Below are 16,310 nucleotides of genomic sequence, written 5' to 3'. Positions count from 1 at the left end.
GACGTACCAGTCGCCGCCAACGCTTGTCATTGCAGGAGCTGTCGCCCATGTAGGCTCATTCGCTTCCTTAGGTGCTGTTTCGTAGAAGTACAGTGCCGGTGTTCCCCAGCCTGCTGGCTTCTTGAAGTACACTTGCAGCTTGGCGTTCGGATCGCCCTTCGTGAAGGTGAACGAAGCCGTACCAGGACCGTTCTCGTTGGTTGCATACATTTTCAATGTTTTCGTATCATCGATCGCCATGCCTGCGCCAATCGTGATCGTGGTTCCGTCCGTGAATGCGATTCCGTTAACCGGATCGCTGCCATCCAGCGTGTATTTGCCGCTGTCTGCGTTCTTAACCGACAGGGTAACGGTCGTTGTTTCCGTCTTGAGCTTGCCGCCTGCCGGGGATGCCGTCAGAACCGGGAATTTCTTGTTCACGCCAACATTCTCGATGAGAATAACGCCGTTAGCGCCAGCGGTGAAGGTAGCTTTGCCGTTGCTTACAACCGCTTCGCTCTTCGTATACGCATCGCGTACGGTCGTGCCGTCCGGGAAGATGCTGCCTACGTTCACAGCTACAGAGCCTGAAGCGCCTACCGCTACAACAACTTTATCCAGAATATCGCCTTGCTCATACGTACGGGAGAACGTGTACGGAGCGTCTGCGATTTTGGCATGTTGACCTGCACCGATTGCGATGTGATTGTTTCTGAATTGGCCAATCTTCTGCCAGTGCTGCAGAAGGGCAGTGTTCGTGCCGCTCCAGTTCATGTCCGAACGTGTCCCTTGGTCAGGGTCGGAACCAGTAGCTCCAAACGGTCTACCGGACTCATCGCCATAGTAGGTTTGCACTCCACCTGGGGAGAGCAGCAGTGCAGTACCTGCTTGAATCAGATTGCCGCGGTTATAAAGCCCTTTGTCGTGAGACGAAATATAGCTGAGCATGTTGTAGTTCGCTGCGCTGCCGTTAAACTCGGTTGCATAACGGGAGAACAGGCTTTCCAAATCAGAGAAGTTCGCTGACTGGAACGAGAAATTGATCAAGGAATCGAAGCCGTTATTGAAATAATTGGTGTCTCTGCCGAGACCTTGGCCCCATACCTCACCAGTCATCCAGAAGCCGTCATTCCAAGCTGCTCCCGGTTTCGTCGGGTTGTTCTGTCTCCATTTGGCAAGAGCGCTGCTTGCGCTTGTTTTGAGCTCCTTCCACTTGTCTGCTGTTACGTGCTTCGCTGTATCGACGCGGAAGCCGTCGATTCCGAATTCTTCAACCCATGAGGACAACCATTTGATCATGTAATCCTTAGGAGCTACGTTCAAATCTTTGCGGTATTGCTTGGCAGCTGGAACGATCCAGTTGTCAAAACCGCTCGTTTCTTTGCCAAACTTCGTTTTCAGAATTGGCGGCAAGGTTGTTCCGCTTGTGGATTCGGTCTTGATGTCAGGCAAGAAACCTACGCAAAGTGTCGTATCGCCTCCGCCGCAAAGATCGTAGCCTGCAATGTTATTAGCACGAATCCAACTGCTGCCCCACCAGGAGGACCAGGCGCTTGCATTGGTCGTAATCATGATGTTGTTGTGCGTATGCCAGTTTTGGCCGCTGCCCTTGTTAGGTGTCCAGTTGCCAGCAAGTCCGCCGCGGTCACCGTAGTTGTATTCTGCCATATCTACAAGCGTAGGATAGGCCACGTGGTTCATAACAACGTCGAGAACGACGCGGATGCCTTTTGTATGCGCGAGATCAACGAATTCACGCATTTCGTCAATCGTTCCGTAGCTCTTGTCCATTGCAGTGAAGTCAAGCGCATAGTAGCCGTGGTAGCCGTAGTGAGCGAAGTCGCCGTCTTTGCCGCCTACCCAGCCGTGCATTTGCTCCCATGGAGCTGTAATCCAGATGGCATTGGTTCCAAGATCAGTAAAGTAGCCGTCCTGGAGCTTCTGCGTCAAGCCTTTAATATCACCGCCGTGGAAGGTACCGACATTAGAGCCCCATGCATCGGTTTTTGGTCTTCCGTATGCGCCGTCATTGCTCGTATTGCCGTTGTTGAAACGGTCTGTCATTACGAAGTAAACGTTGGCATTATCCCAGCTGAACGGGATGCCTTGTTGCTGCTGCTGTCCGCCGTTGCCGATCTTGACTGTAGCCGGCGCGCTGGATGCTGATTTTTGTCCAATTGTATCGACTGCTTTGACCGTGTAGGAATACGTATTATTATTCGCTACCGTTGTATCGGAATAGGAAGTTCCAGTCGGCTGGCCGATAAGTGCGCCATCGCGGTATACTTCATATTTCACAACGCCTTTGTCATCTGTGGAAGCAGTCCAGGTCAGATTGACAGTTGTCGTGCCTGCTGCTGTTCCTTGTACATTCGTCGGTGCAGTTGGCAGTTGATCCTGTGTTCCGCCGCCAATGATAACTGAAACTGCCGCACTGAATGCTGATTTTTGTCCGATTGTATCCACTGCTTTGATTGTGTACGAGTACGTTTTGTTTGCAGTTACAGTCGTATCGGTGTAAGAAGTGGTCGTCGTTTCGCCGATCAGTACGCCGTCACGGTACACTTCATATTTCACGATACCTTTATCATCTGTAGAAGGAGTCCAGGTCAGCGTAACAGATGTCGTGCCGCCTGCTGTTCCTTGTACATTCGTCGGTGCAGCAGGAGCTTGATCAGATGGACCATCCGGATTGGTGGCATGAACCACATTGTCCTTGATCCATTTCTCGCCCGTTACCTGATAGCCCGGTTGGCTTGCGCCCGGTACTTGATTGCTTCCGGAGTTGAAGATAACTTGTGCCTTGGTCCAAGCCGGGATCTGATAGGAATACCAGTTGTTCCCGTCATCCTTCATTGCCGCTCCCGGCCATTGCACGCCAACTTTGGTCGGTGTTACGGATTCATCGTAGTAATAGATGTTCGGCGTTCCCCAGCCTGCAGGCTTGTAGAAATGAACTTTCAGCGCTGCATCAGGGTCTTCTTTCGTAAACGTATACGTTTTGACTGCTTGTCCTGCTGAATTGCTCGACGTAATTTTCAATACAAACGCTGTACCGAATGCTGCGCCAGCTCCGAAGGTTGCTGTCGTGCCAGAGCTGAACGTTACAGGCGTTCCGTTGTTCACGGAGTACGTTGCTGTGTCAGAGCCCGTGTAGGTCATCTTCACATTCAGAGCGTCCGTGTAGAATCCGCCTTCTTGCTTATCGATGGAAATTGCCGGCACTGGTGCCGCTGCCTCGTACAATACAGCGATTTTGCCGCTGCCAAGATTACCCGTAATTCTGCCGTTGGATACGGTGAACGTTCCGCCGCCAGAAGCTTTATTCGTATACGTGCCGTTTGCAAGCTTCGTTTCGGAATTGATCTGGATATCCCCGCCCATGTTGACGATGGTTACCCCTTTCGTTCCACGCTCGATCAGCAGCGTTTGGCCGCCTTGCGTGCGCAGGAACTCGCCTTGACCGACCATCGCATTGTGGAATTTGTTGACGGCTACTACATCCGCATCTTTCCACTGATCGTTACCCGGTTGACCGAGCGGGCTTCCGAACTTGCCGCTTCCAGCTGGTCGGTTGAAGAACAGGGAAGTCGTCTCTGCACGAGCCGCGATGATCGCCCAGCCCATCTTGAGCTGCCATTCATTCAGGAACGTCGATTCGTTCTTGTCATTGGCATACGTATCATGGGATTCTACCCAGCTTACGAGCTTGGACGGGCTAACACCAGCAGCGTCATAGGACTTCGCAGCTTCAACGTTCTTGCTGCTGATTACATCTCTGATGTTGTGTCCGTACTTGTCTGCAGCCAGGTTCATGTAGCTCGCGTATGCAGCAAATCTGTCTGCTCCGCCTTGAAGGATCTCACCGTAGATGTACAGCTTGTCCTTGTTCGTCAAGGAACCCAGTACGCGAGGCCAGAAATTCGATGCAGATCCGTTTGGATCATCCGGAAGCTCGATATGCTTCGCAGCATCGAACCGGAACCCGTCGGCTCCTAGTGCAACCGCATCATTCAGGAATGCGATAATCATGTTCTGCAATTCCTGGTTGCTGGTATTCAAGTCAGGAAGACCAATACCCCATTGCGTCACTTGCCATCTGTCATTCCAATCGGAAACCTTTTTGGCTTGGTGCCAGAAATTCGAGTTGTTTTTGATGGCTGGATCGACATTGGATGCAGGCTGCACCTCTAAGTCTCCGCCACCAGCGTTACCCGTGTGGTTGGCAACGACGTCAACGATGATGCTGATGCCGTATTTCTCTGCTTCCTCACACAGTCTCTTGAACTGATCTCTGTTACCCAATTGGGTATTGCCGATTTTGAAGTTGATCGGCTGATACAGAACCCACCATTTGCTTCCTTCCGTCAAAGCTTCCTTGCTCGCTTGAATCGGAGAAGTTTGAATCGATTTGAACCCTGCAGCTGCGATAGCTGGAAGGTTGCTCGTAATGTTGTCAAAGGACCAGTTCCACGCATGGAAGATGACCCCATCCTTCGTATTTGCCGGGAGGCCATACTCCTCTCCTGCTGCTTGTACCGTGCCAGGCGGTACTACAGCTGACAAACTCAAAGCTTGCAGCAGCATAGCAGCAAACAGAACAATACTCCATGCTCTTGTTGCTTGTTTCTTCATGCAAATCTCCCCTTTACTCGATGAATGAAAGCCAGTATTGTAAACGCTTACATCATAATTCTATTTTATCTCCCGATTTTAAAGTTTAGTTAAAGTCATCTGGTTCAAATTGCCCATATTTATTAGAAAAGTCTTAGAATCCGATGATAACTCTCTCATAATTCCTTATTTTCACTTATTTATTATCGATGCCCATCCGAACAGTAAATAATAGGGATTATCCCCCCTGCAAACCACGCAAAATAATCCCCCTGCTACGCCCATACCAGCAGAGGGATTATGATCACTTATAAAGTTTGTCCGGGCCTCAAGCCTGATAGCCCACTGCCTGAAGCCAGCCGGAATATACGCTGCGCCTCCACGCCTCATCGCGCTGGGGCAAAAATGTTGCATCCAATTCCCACAGCTCTCTGAGCTCCTCTGTACTGTCCCAGAATCCAACCCCCAGGCCCGCCAAAAAAGCCGCTCCAAGCGCAGTTGTCTCCAGCATCCTCGGCCGAATAACCGTCACACCAAGCAGATCCGCCTGAAACTGCACAAGCAGATCATTCGCCACAGCCCCGCCGTCAATGCGCAGCTCCCTCAGCCCGATCCCTGACTCGCTGCCCATTGCCCCGAGCACATCTGCTGTCTGATAGGCTATTGACTCTAAGGCCGCCCGAACGATATGTGCTGATGTCGTCCCCCGCGTCAGTCCGGTAATCATACCGCGGGCATCCGGCTTCCAATAAGGAGTTCCAAGCCCGGTAAACGCAGGTACGAAGTACACTCCCTCTGTATCGGGTACCGTGGCAGCTATAGCCCCGCTCTCGGAAGCATGGGCAATCAGTCCTAGTCCGTCTCTCAGCCACTGGATGACTGATCCGGCAGTGAATACACTTCCTTCAAGCGCATATGTGGTTTCACCGTCAAGCTGCCAGGCAATCGTCGTGAGCAGCCCCTTCTGAGATGGAATGGGGCTCTTCCCTATATTCTTAAGAAGAAAACAGCCTGTGCCATAAGTATTCTTCGCCATACCGGGGTCATAGCAGCCCTGACCGAACAAGGCCGCCTGCTGATCACCGGCAGCGCCGGCAATCGGCACTTCAACGCCGCTCTCATGCAGCAGACGCGTATGACCGTATAAGCCGCTTGACGGCTTGACTTCCGGCAGCATTGCTCTAGGTATGCCCAGCTTGCCGAGAATATGCTCATCCCATTCCAGCTTATGAATGTTGTACAGCATCGTCCGCGAGGCGTTGGACACATCGGTTGCATGCACCGCACCCTCTGTCAGCTTCCAGATCAGCCAGCTGTCAATAGTGCCGAACAAGGCTTCTCCGCGCTCCGCCTTCTCCCGCAGCCCCGGCACCTCATCAAGCAGCCACTTAAGCTTCGTCCCTGAGAAATAAGGATCAAGCAGCAGCCCCGTTCTTGCGCGGACTTCGCCCTCCCAGCCCTCCGCCTTCAGCTTCTCGCAGAAGGCGCTCGTGCGGCGGCACTGCCATACGATTGCAGGATGCAGCGGCTCGCCGGTAACCGCATCCCATACAACAACGGTCTCCCGCTGATTCGTAATGCCGATGGCGGCAATCTCCCCGGCCCCGGCGTCGGCCGCCGCTTCCCGCATCACTTGCAGCTGCGTCTGCCAGATCTCGGCGGCATCATGCTCCACCCAGCCCGCTTGGGGAAAAGACTGCCTGAACTCCTTCTGGGCCATGCTTGCAGCTCTTCCCTTCTGGTCGAACAGAATCGCGCGGCAGGACGTCGTCCCTTCGTCCACTGCCAATATGTACTGCTTCACTGCAGTTCCCCCTCTCCGCTTCAGCTGCCAAGCAAATTGCCCGCCCTTCTAGCGGACGGGCAATCTTTGCGCAAGCTGCTACTTGTTCTGTATGTTCAGCTGCTGAATCTGCTTCCGGGCCTCCAGCTCGATCGCCTCCAGCGCCGCTTCTACAGATTTGCGATCCGCAATCACTTCGTTCAATTCCGTCGTAATTGCCGTCTCCATCATTTGCGGCAATTCAGCGTAGACGGTATTGACCGGCGCCGCATTCCGATCGAACGAAAGCTGATAGAAGGGCTCGATGGACTTGTTGTCCTTCGTCTTCATATGCGTAATGCGAGACCACATCTCATCCGGATTTCTGGAACGGATTCTCGCAATCTCGTCACCGCTGCTGTATCGGATAAATTCCCACGCCGCCTTCAAATTCGTTGATTTGGCATTGATGGCGAATACTTCATTCAGAGAAAAGTTCTGCGAATGGCCGGTAGCAGAGCTGGGGGCATGAAGAATCTCCCAGTTGAATTTCAGTTCCTTCTCAGTTGCTCCGATTTCATTCAAATCCCGCATCAGATCAGGGTCTCCCATCGTCATCGCGACTCGGCCAGCCAGGAAGAGATGATCCAGCATCCACATCTCTGTATAGGTCATGTCCGGTGTTTTCGGCAGCTCGCCTACTTGCACAACACCGCTCTTATAGAGCTGCGCAACCAGCTCAACTGCACGCTTCCAGCTCGGGGTTTGCATCGTAGCCGTTCCCTGGTTCTCCATCCTGAGCCCCATCTCATCTGCTACCGTAAGCAGCAGATGATAGGGCGTGTTCCGGTATTCGCCATTGTGGTAGCCGTAAACTCTGTCCCTGTCACCGCCAGTTACGGGGAACCGCATCGCCGTAAGAAACAGCTCCTCCCAGCTCAATTTCTCAGGAGGCAGCTCGATGCCATATTGCTGGAACAAGTCCCTGTTAATGAAGAGCGCCTGGCTAGTAAAATTCGGAGCAAGGGCGTAGAGCTTGCCCCCGCCTTTCTTCCGCAAATATTCAATAATGGTAGGGTGAATATTCTCGATATCGAATTTATCCCTCATAATGGAAGGCTCCAGATCGTATAAAGCTCCGTCCGCAGCCAATTTCTCCAGATCGTCAATGCCGACCATAATAACGTCCGGCTTCTCTTCCTCGATCAATTTGTGATAGGCAGCGTTGAGATTCGGAATCTCACTGGAATCATAGTTATGCAAGCCGGATGTCGAGACCACCTCGATATCGATGTTCTTATGTTCAGCCATGAACAAATAGCCGTATTTATTCATAAAGCTCTGTTCATCCCAATACATCACCTTGATTGTGCCGGAAATCCCGCTATCGGCAGTCTCTATATCCGGTTTGCCAAAAATGCTGCAGCCCGCAGCAAGCGTTGTGCCCAGCAGAATGATCAGGATTGCAGAAATGCGTGTTCTCATTAGTCGATATCCGTCCTTAATAATAGTATGCGCTATAGCTCTCAACACAATTGGAAGCGCAGCTTCCTGTAATATTACATACTATACAATGAAGCTCCTATTGTCTATCTGAAGGGAGCTTGTCATCCCTCATCTCCCAAGATAATATGCAGCCGGAGCCGTTATCATGCAACAATTGCCATATACCGCTGACTGGTGGACGAATCCGAAAAAGAGACTGCCTCATAAGCAGATTATTTATCGTTTAGGACAGTGTAAAAAAGCGGGGGGGACAGGGGCATTTCGCCCCTGTCACTCGCGCTTTTTGGTTCATGCTCGCCCACTAAGTCGGGACAGCCCCTCTTGCCTTCCAACCTAGATGCGGGTCATGAAAAACGTTCAACGCCGATCCGCTTCACCTTAAGAGCGGAATCATATTCGACAACCAGCAGTATCGGCCGGAATTGCGTCGCTGATCCCCGCGGACTGAGAGAACCTGTAACGATCGCTTGGACACCATCTTCAGTAATCTCATAATAAAAATGTTCGCCAAATTCGACTTGCTCGCCATAGCTATCCATCAAGGCTGCGTAGCTCCGTTCCTTCTGCTCATCTCCGGTGTCAATGCTGACTACGGCCCTGCCGTCTTTCACCTCAATAGAGGATGTTACCTTTTCATGAATCGCCTTCATAGGATTCTCAACCTCAAGCTCGCTAAGATCGGACTGATTCAGCACGTGGATCTCGCTCTGGAAGTCATCGTTATATTTTCGCTCAGTAAGGCTGGAAACCAGAAGAACAATGATCTCCTTCTGCCCGTCCTTATCGACATCCGCCATCCTTAAATACGGTACGGGATTATGATTTAATTTCACAGGATGCCGCCATGGGAAATGCTTCTGCTTGTTTCTCGTCCGGACAGTCATGCCATCAAAAGTCCCATCCTCTGCCCTTGTGCCATACAAGAACACGCCATCGTAACGGTAATCATACAGCAGCACTTCCTCCCTTGTCGCCGAGGAATCCTCCACTTCCTGCAGTTGTTCTGTGCTCTTCCCATCCAGCTTCATATAGCCAGCCTCATAACTGGCAGCTCCCTGAATAGTCTGCACTGTGCCGTTACTGGCATTGGTCAGCGTGCAGCCGCTTAACAATAGCATGAGCGCGATGCCAAGCAAAGACCATTTGTATCCATTCGTTTGCTTTGATCGGATCATCATGATTCTCCTTTTCAATTCTTTCTTGCTGCCGGAGATAGCGACCGTACTCGCGATACGGGTTGGCGCCGAGAATAGCTCCAGCAGCTTGATAATGGTGTGCGCATAATCGTTTGCTTCACGCTGGCCCATATGTGCCAGCACCATGGAATCACAGGCCAGCTCCTGATCCTCCCGCAGCTTGTGGTAGGAGAACCAGAGCAGCGGATTGAACCAATGCACAACAAGCAGGACGTTCATCATTCCATTGACTGCAAGATCATTGCGCTTCAGATGGCACAGCTCGTGTACAAAAATATGCCGAAGCTCCTGCGCGCTCAGTACATTCATCATTCCGACGGGCATCAACAGTTTCGGTCTGAAAACACCGGTCAGCGCCGGACTCGCCGCATGCCTTGATTCCACCAGAGCAACTGAACGTCTGATGCCCAGCTCCGCCTTGCATTGCTCGAAGAGGGGCAGAATATCTCCGCTCGCAGTTCGAGGCTCGCGCTTTAATTGGATACTATAACGGATATTGACTCGAAGCATCGTGCCCGCTGCTGCCAGAGCACCTATTAGCCATATGATGGACAAAATCTCGATGTAACCCAGCGTGCGGTCATTCTTGATGGAGCTGCTGATCTCAGCAGTATTCTGTGGAGGAGCCCATTGCGGGCTGCTGGAGTTATGGGGAGCAGGCTCTCGATGCGGCGCAGCGGCCGCTTGTGATGTCCGCTCCGGTTCTTCAGGAGGCGTTGCCGATGGCGCCTCATTCGTTCGCAGGCTTGTGTCCGGCGTCAAGAAGTCGAAGACGCTGAAGGAGCTCTGTGGCGTCAAGAAATTGAAGATGCTGAATGAGCTCTCCGGCGTCCATGGCAGCAGCAGTCTTGCAAGCAGAAGCATCCACAGCATATACGTCCATCTCGGCTGCAAACGCTCTCCCAGCAGCAGCTTCGCTGCCAGGATGAACAGAATCAAGACGCTTGCCATCAGGGAAGTTGCCAGAATCCATTGAAAGGATTGCGTCAATAGGGCCAGCATCCGCTTACTCCTTTCTCTGCTCCAGGATCGCCTTCAATTCCGCTATGTCTTCCTTCGTCAGACGTTCGTCCTTGAGAAAATTTACAAGCATCGGCTTCATGGCCCCGCCGTAAATACGCTGCAGCAGGGATGAGGTCTCGGAGCGCACACATTCATCTTCTCTGACAAGCGGCGCATACAGATAATTCCGGCCATCGGGATTGCAGCTCACCGCCTCCTTCTCGACCAGCCTCTTAATAAGCGTTCTTACCGTCTTGGGATTCCATTCCTTGCTGCCTTCCAATTCCTTGACGACATCGCTTGCCGTAAGCGGAGATCGTGACCAGAGCACCTTCATGACTTCCCATTCCGCATCCGATATTCTAGGCACTTGCTTCGCCATCTTCTTCACCCTCCTTTTTTGACTACGTTTGTAATCCTGAATATAGATTACAATTGTAATCCAATTTTGTCAATCACCTTCTTCCCTCTCCGACAAAAATGAACATTTCGTTTCAAGAATTCTGAAAATTGTCACAATATTAGTGAAAATCCACTTTTAGCTCTTGCCATTCCTCTCCGTTCGTCATATGATAGTGCCAACAGCATATTGTGAATTAAATCACATTGTTGTCGTGTTTGTGAAAATAATCACATTAAACTGTTTGTTTATTTGTGAAATAAATCACAATTTTATGGGTTCTCTGGTGAATTAAATCACAATACTTCGTTGAGGAGGCACTCCCTATGAAAATTATTGTTATTGGCTGTACACATGCCGGAACGGCTGCTATTACTGGAATCGCCAAGCTTCATCCTGATGCGGACATTACCGTTTACGAACGCAACGATACTATTTCCTTCCTCTCGTGCGGCATCGCGCTTCACGTCGGAGGTGTTGTGCAGGATGCACAGCAGCTCTTCTACGCTACCCCCGACCAGTTGGCACAATTGGGTGTCACTACAAGAATGCGCCATGATGTGCTTGCGGTTGATACCGTGAACAAGACGGTTCATGTCCGTAATCTGGAGACAGGCGGCGAGCTTGAGGATCAGTACGACAAGCTGGTGATGACGACCGGCTCGTGGCCGATTATCCCGCAGATGGAGGGAATGGGACTCGACAACATTTTATTGTGCAAAAACTATGCCCATGCCCAGACGATTATCCAGAAGGCTAAAGAAGCGCAGCGTATTACCGTCATTGGCGCAGGCTACATCGGCATCGAACTCGTTGAGGCCTTCCAGCAGCTTGGCAAGGAAGTGACGCTTATTGATAATACGGATCGTGTGCTGTTCAAATATTTGGATCGCGAGTTTACAGAAAGAACCGAGGAAGCGCTTCGGGCCAAAGGCATCAAGCTGGAGCTTGGACAAACGGTCACCTTGTTCAGCGGCGAGCATGGCAAAGTGGCTCGTGTTGCGACAACCCGCGGGGAGTATGAGACCGACATGGTCGTTCTGTGCATCGGCTTCCGACCTAACACCGATCTGCTCAAGGGACAGGTGGAGATGCTGCCAAGCGGGGCTATCATGGTTGATCGCTATATGCGCACCAGCAATGAGGATATCTATGCTGCAGGCGACAGCTGTGCCATTATGTACAACCCTACCGGCCAGCATGCCTATATACCGCTTGCGACCAATGCGGTGCGGATGGGCACGCTCATTGCCCGCAATCTGGAGAAACCGACTGTTCCTTATATGGGGACACAAGGCACCTCGGGCATCAAAATCTATGATTATAATATCGCCTCGACCGGCATGACCGAGCAAGCCGCGCTTGCTGCAGGCATGGAAGTGAAGGCCGTTACCCTGCATGAGAATTACAGGCCCGAGTTCATGCCTACCTATGAGAAGGTATTGCTCAAGGTTGTATACGAGCAAGCAACCGGCCGTATCGTAGGGGCCCAGGTGCTCTCGAAAGTGGATTTGACCCAGACGATCAACACAATCTCGGTCTGTATCCAGAACGGGATGACGATGGATCAGCTCAGCTTTGTCGATTTCTTCTTCCAGCCCCACTATAACAAGCCATGGAACCTGCTGAATCAAGCTGGTCTGCAGGCGATGTAGCCTGACTCATACAAGCAAGGGCTGTCCCCTAAGTCATCGAAAAGTGACTAGCGGGACAGCCCTTTGTATTGTAAGTCAACCTATTTATTACCAGTTTACAAGAAGCCCGACCGCTGGCAAGGGCTATGAACCAACACGGCCCAGAGGAGTTACAATGCCATCCATGCTTACGGCATTCTTCTCCTGCCTGTAAGCTGTAAGCCCCTCCGCCCCCTGCTGTGCCGCCCACTTCTGAAGCGTGGTTCGCTCCTCCTCGTAGGTGAAGAAGGGGACGCTGAAGCCGCAGGAGGTTTTCACCGCATCAATCGTTGCGCAGATGATCTGCCTGGCACCAGGCAAGGGGTCAAAATGTCCGATAAGCTCCGCCCACTCCGGCGTCTCCGGCAGCACTACACGCCCTTTGCCATACAGCCTCATAATCATCGGGGCACCCTCAAAGGCGACAAACATGAAGGTGATCCGTCCATTGTCCAGCATATGTGCGCTCGTCTCGTTACCGCTGCCCGTTAAATCCAGGTAGGCGACTTCCGTCGGCGAGAATATTCGCAATACGTCATGGCCCTTGGGTGAGATGTTAACATGCCCTTCCGCATCCAGCGGCGCTGACCCCACGAAAAAAATCCGCTGTCGCTTAATAAAAGCTTCGTGCTGAGGCTCTATGTTCGCGAATAGTTTACCCATATGACCGCTCCCTTTGTATACAAATTCACTGCTGCTCGTTCCTATTGCTCTACGGCTGAAGCTCCTTCACGATATAAGCTTCGCCTTGACCGGTTAATACGGCAGCCGCGTTGCGCGCAGCCAGCATCATCATGTCCTGTCTCGTCCGGTGGGTGGCCGATCCGATATGGGGCAGCGCGACCACATTGGACATGCCCAGCAGCGGATTATTGCGGGCGATTGGCTCCCGTTCGTACACATCCAGACCTGCTCCGCGAATCTGTCCACTGCGCAGCGCCTCGATCAAGGCCTCCTCATCAACCGTCGCTCCACGGGAGGCGTTAATGAAGATCGCGCTCCCTTTCATCATGGCAAAATGCTCCGCACGGATAAAGTGCTTCGTCTCATCGCTAAGCGGAATCATCAGCACGACATAGTCGGATTGCCGCAGCAGCTCCTCTACTTGCATGTAGTCTGCTCCGTAACGCTCCTCCAGCTCCGGCCTGCGGCTGCGGTTATAATACGCCAGCTTCATCCCGAACCCATCCACTGCACGTCTGGCAATCGCTTCGCCAATTCTGCCCATGCCGATAATTCCAAGGGTGCTGTGATGAACATCAATGCCAAAAAGCTCTTCCCCCGCCGCGCTGTTCCATCCGCCTGATTTCACCAGCCTGTCGAGCTCAGGCATTCTGCGCGCCACACTGAGCATCAGGCCCATGACCAAATCCGCTACCGTCTCATCCAATACATACGGCGTATGTGTCCCTATAACATGAGCCTTCCTCATAGCTTCAAGGTCAAAATGGTTGTACCCTACAGAGATGGTAGACACAAGCTTCAGCCGCGGGGCTGCAGCCAGCAAAGCTTCATCTATAGTAACAGCACTGCCGGTAGTAATGAGTCCGTCATAATTGCCAAGCACCTGCAGCAGATGCTCCCGCGGCGCCTTTCCCTCACCCGCCCAGACCGTGCAATCGCAGTACTGCTGCAGCCAATCAACAGCCTCTGCCCATATTTGTTCCGTAATATATACCTTCGGCTTCTCACTCATTCCCGCCACCACCATTCTTATTCATATGCGCGTAATCGCGAGTAACTTTAGCAACGGCGGCGGCGGCGCTAATTATGGCTAGCTCGGTGCTCCCCCGCTCCCTGTACTCGACTAGTCCTTCCTTCGACTGCTTGCCGACCGTAATCCGGATCGGAATCCCGATCAGATCGGCATCCTTGCCTGCCGCAACCTGACGAATAAATCCGGCACGCAGCAGCAGTCCATGGCTGACCGCCTCGGCATCCGAAGGCGCATCACGCAAGGTTGGAATTAAATACTCGTTCTGGCGCATGGAAACCCCTCCATTCGTTCGTTTACTCCGGCAAAAAACGCAAAAAACACACTCGTCAGGGACGAATGTGTTCGTGATACCACCCTAATTCGAGCATGATCCATACATGCTCCTCTGCTGGATAACGGGATATGCCCGGCAACGGCTACTGGAGGTTCGCCGCTACAGCTCGCAAGGCGGGAAATATTCAACCGAATCGGGAAGCTTTGCAGCCGGCGGGCTTCCTCTCTGTTACGACCGGAGCTGAACATTATTCCTTGCTCATCGCTAGTTTCGATATGCAAATGATTTGCGAATAATTTATATCATAATGGCAGCAGAGTCAAGCTTTATTGTTGCGCCCATACTGGCAGGGGAATGTGAAGGCCCATTTGCCTCATTACTTTTGGCGTCTGAAATGATACCATAGATGCAATTACAACAGATAGGATGGTAACCAATATGTCCGCTATCGCAGATCAAATATTGCTTGTCGAGGATGACCTCGAAATCGGCACCATGGTCACGAATTATCTCACAATGGAAGGATACCGCGTTGTCCATGCGCCCAGTGCCGAGGAGGCGCTGCGGCTCTTCGCTGCAGCAGAAGCAACAGGAAATCCTGCTTTCTCCCTTATTCTTCTCGACCTCATGCTGCCAGGGCTGACCGGGATCGACTTTCTGAAGCTGATCCGGGAGAAGGAGAAGAGTTCCGTCCCGATCCTCATCATCTCCGCCAAGGACAGCGATGTGGATAAAGCGCTCGGTCTTGGTTTCGGAGCGGATGATTATATTGCCAAGCCATTCTCCATGATCGAGCTGCTGGCCAGAGTGAGAGCCGCCATAAGACGAGCAACACGCTATTCCGACACGGGCAAGGGAGCGGAGACTGCTGTCATCCATTTTCATGAGCTTGAAGTGGATCTCGACAACTTAACGGTGAGCAAGAATGGGCGTTCCTTGAAGCTGACCTCCAAGGAGCTCTATATTCTGAGGCTGTTCCTTACGAATCCCAAGAAGATTTTCACCAAAGAACAGATCTATCGCTCTGTCTGGAATGACGACTATTATGGCGATGAGAACATCATTAATGTCCATATGAGCAGGCTGCGGGAGAAGATCGAGGATACCCCCTCCGAGCCCAAATATATTAAGACGCTGTGGGGAATCGGCTATCGGTTAGGAGAACAGTAGCATGAGCATAACGCTGCTTCTCCTCATCCTCTTGCTGCTCCTCCTTAACTACGCGCAGTTTCGGGCGAAAAGAACACGAAGCCGCAGCCTTCAATACATATCCAGCAAGCTGGACCAGCTTATAGCCGACAGATCGATGGAACGCCTTCTGCTCGTAACCGATGACAAGGAGCTTCAGGAGCTGCTTAATGCCATAAATCGTCTGCTGGACCACAATCATCAGAATATGGCGCACTATAACGATACAGAGCAGTCGATGCGAAGAATGCTCTCGAATATCTCCCATGATCTCAAGACGCCGCTTACTGTCGTGCTGGGTTACATCGAGACGCTTCTTCATCAGCACATCAACAGTCCCAAGGAGCAGGAGCGCCTATTGCGGAAGGTGAATGACAAGGCGGTGGAGATCGTCGGGCTGATCAATTCTTTCTTCGATCTTGCCAAGCTGGAATCCGGGGATACGGAGCTGCCGCTGACAATCGTCCATATGAACGAGCTTTGCAGGAATAATATGCTCATGTTCTATGAATCTGCCAGCAGCCAAGGGCTTGAGGCTGCAATCGAGATTCCGGATACACCGATCTATGTGTACAGCCATGAAGAATCGCTGAACCGGATTCTGAACAACCTGCTCGCCAACGCGATCCGTCATGGAAGGGACGGACGGGTATTGGGCCTTACGCTGAGAACAGAGGACCAGGCCGTCTATATCGATGTATGGGATCGCGGCCGCGGCATTCATGAGCGCCATCAGGATCTCGTATTCGAGCGAATGTACACACTGGACGATTCCAGGAACAAAGCCTTTCAGGGCAGCGGGCTTGGACTGACAATTACGAAGCGGCTGGTCGAGAATATAGGCGGCGGGATTACCTTGCACAGCAAGCCCTACGAGCGGACCACCTTCACGGTGAAGCTCCCGCGTGCCGTATATGAAGGCGACCCGGCGGCAACGTAAGATTCTCTTAAGAAATGGGCAACAAATATGAAAGCGATGCGCCTTACAATATAATTATC

11 protein-coding genes are annotated in these 16,310 nt (G+C 52.0%); 3 read left to right on the top strand and 8 right to left on the bottom strand.

Features of this window, described 5'->3' with window-relative positions; all coding sequences use genetic code 11:
- The 5 genes from K0T92_RS16815 to K0T92_RS16795 all read right to left on the bottom strand — a co-directional run.
- On the bottom strand, positions 1-4,614 hold a 4,614-nt coding region (locus tag K0T92_RS16815; RefSeq protein ID WP_219873632.1), incomplete at its 3' end, for an alpha-amylase family glycosyl hydrolase.
- 307 nt (positions 4,615-4,921) lie between these two features.
- Positions 4,922-6,397 (bottom strand): glycerol kinase GlpK, encoded by a 1,476-nt coding sequence (gene glpK / locus K0T92_RS16810; RefSeq protein ID WP_219873631.1) that lies wholly within the window; start codon positions 6,395-6,397, stop codon positions 4,922-4,924.
- Positions 6,398-6,475: 78 nt separating this feature from the next.
- On the bottom strand, positions 6,476-7,840 hold the full coding sequence (locus K0T92_RS16805; RefSeq protein ID WP_219873630.1) for an ABC transporter substrate-binding protein: 1,365 nt from the start codon (positions 7,838-7,840) through the stop codon (positions 6,476-6,478).
- A gap of 365 nt (positions 7,841-8,205) precedes the next feature.
- Entirely contained in the window at positions 8,206-10,059 is a 1,854-nt protein-coding gene (locus K0T92_RS16800; protein ID WP_219873629.1) for a M56 family metallopeptidase, read from the bottom strand.
- A gap of 4 nt (positions 10,060-10,063) precedes the next feature.
- On the bottom strand, positions 10,064-10,441 hold the full coding sequence (locus K0T92_RS16795; RefSeq protein WP_219873628.1) for a BlaI/MecI/CopY family transcriptional regulator: 378 nt from the start codon (positions 10,439-10,441) through the stop codon (positions 10,064-10,066).
- A gap of 344 nt (positions 10,442-10,785) precedes the next feature.
- Here K0T92_RS16795 and K0T92_RS16790 point away from each other — a divergent pair, with 344 nt between their 5' ends.
- Positions 10,786-12,114, top strand: a complete 1,329-nt coding sequence (locus K0T92_RS16790; protein WP_219873627.1) for an FAD-dependent oxidoreductase — start codon at positions 10,786-10,788, stop codon at positions 12,112-12,114.
- Between the two features lie 123 nt (positions 12,115-12,237).
- Here the strand turns inward: K0T92_RS16790 and K0T92_RS16785 are convergent, their stop codons facing one another.
- From K0T92_RS16785 to K0T92_RS25100, 3 genes are read right to left on the bottom strand one after another with little or no spacing between them, the layout of a single operon-like run.
- Positions 12,238-12,795, bottom strand: coding sequence for a pyridoxamine 5'-phosphate oxidase family protein (locus K0T92_RS16785; protein ID WP_219873626.1), 558 nt, complete (start codon positions 12,793-12,795; stop codon positions 12,238-12,240).
- A 49-nt stretch (positions 12,796-12,844) separates the two neighbouring features.
- Positions 12,845-13,828 carry a 2-hydroxyacid dehydrogenase gene (locus tag K0T92_RS16780; protein ID WP_219873625.1) on the bottom strand — a complete coding sequence of 328 codons (984 nt, stop codon included), beginning with the start codon at positions 13,826-13,828 and terminating at the stop codon, positions 12,845-12,847.
- On the bottom strand, positions 13,821-13,973 hold the full coding sequence (locus K0T92_RS25100; RefSeq protein ID WP_425517661.1) for a hypothetical protein: 153 nt from the start codon (positions 13,971-13,973) through the stop codon (positions 13,821-13,823). The genes K0T92_RS16780 and K0T92_RS25100 overlap by 8 nt, the downstream gene beginning before the upstream one ends.
- Before the next feature lie 588 nt (positions 13,974-14,561).
- Here K0T92_RS25100 and K0T92_RS16770 point away from each other — a divergent pair.
- Together K0T92_RS16770 and K0T92_RS16765 are read left to right on the top strand one after the other, a co-directional pair.
- Positions 14,562-15,293, top strand: a complete 732-nt coding sequence (locus tag K0T92_RS16770; protein WP_219873623.1) for a response regulator transcription factor — start codon at positions 14,562-14,564, stop codon at positions 15,291-15,293.
- Position 15,294: 1 nt separating this feature from the next.
- Positions 15,295-16,251: a sensor histidine kinase gene (locus K0T92_RS16765; protein WP_219873622.1), complete on the top strand. Its 957-nt coding sequence runs from the start codon at positions 15,295-15,297 to the stop codon at positions 16,249-16,251.
- Positions 16,252-16,310: the final 59 nt, after the last annotated feature.

The organism is Paenibacillus oenotherae (genome assembly GCF_019443105.1).
GTDB lineage: Bacteria > Bacillota > Bacilli > Paenibacillales > Paenibacillaceae > Paenibacillus_Z > Paenibacillus_Z oenotherae.
Note: the sequence above shows the minus strand (reverse complement) of the source record. Positions and strands in the feature narration are given on the sequence as shown.

What these genes read in the sequence shown, in the direction of transcription:
- K0T92_RS16780 (WP_219873625.1), bottom strand. Translation starts at nt 13,828, where the DNA reads ATGAGTGAGAAGCCGAAGGTATATATTACGGAACAAATATGGGCAGAG.
- K0T92_RS16795 (WP_219873628.1), bottom strand. Translation starts at nt 10,441, where the DNA reads ATGGCGAAGCAAGTGCCTAGAATATCGGATGCGGAATGGGAAGTCATG.
- K0T92_RS16805 (WP_219873630.1), bottom strand. Translation starts at nt 7,840, where the DNA reads ATGAGAACACGCATTTCTGCAATCCTGATCATTCTGCTGGGCACAACG.
- K0T92_RS16765 (WP_219873622.1), top strand. Translation starts at nt 15,295, where the DNA reads ATGAGCATAACGCTGCTTCTCCTCATCCTCTTGCTGCTCCTCCTTAAC.
- K0T92_RS16800 (WP_219873629.1), bottom strand. Translation starts at nt 10,059, where the DNA reads ATGCTGGCCCTATTGACGCAATCCTTTCAATGGATTCTGGCAACTTCC.
- K0T92_RS16785 (WP_219873626.1), bottom strand. Translation starts at nt 12,795, where the DNA reads ATGGGTAAACTATTCGCGAACATAGAGCCTCAGCACGAAGCTTTTATT.
- K0T92_RS16770 (WP_219873623.1), top strand. Translation starts at nt 14,562, where the DNA reads ATGTCCGCTATCGCAGATCAAATATTGCTTGTCGAGGATGACCTCGAA.
- K0T92_RS16790 (WP_219873627.1), top strand. Translation starts at nt 10,786, where the DNA reads ATGAAAATTATTGTTATTGGCTGTACACATGCCGGAACGGCTGCTATT.